1 pseudogene is annotated in these 346 nt (G+C 59.0%); it reads right to left on the reverse strand.

What is annotated here, in order from left to right:
* Nucleotides 1-346: pseudogene (locus tag LIQ05_RS19550) on the reverse strand (lytic transglycosylase); the annotation flags it as partial.

Here is a 346-nt window from a genome sequence, read left to right on the forward strand (position 1 = left end):
CGACCATGATAACCAGAAGCAGAACCATGACCGCTCCGGCGGCTCCCAGTGCAGCCATCATGGACTGCACCGTTTTCGCTGCCGCTTCTACAGCGGCCTTAGCTGCCTTGAAGGTATTCTCTCCTGCCCTTGCCGTTTTCTGTATCCGGCGGACTCCATCGGAAGTCTGCAAGGCGGCTTTCTTCGCCGCCTGCTTCGCTGCCCTTCGTTCCATCTGCTTCTGCATCCGGGCTGTCAGGGCGTTGGAACTGGCCACCCGGAGCTTCTGCTCTGGCTGGATGCTGATCTTCACAGATGGAGGGGCGGTCTTAATAGTACGCCGCTGTATGGTCTTCGGCTCCAACTG

The organism is Blautia glucerasea (assembly GCF_020537505.1).
Classification (GTDB): domain Bacteria; phylum Bacillota; class Clostridia; order Lachnospirales; family Lachnospiraceae; genus Blautia_A.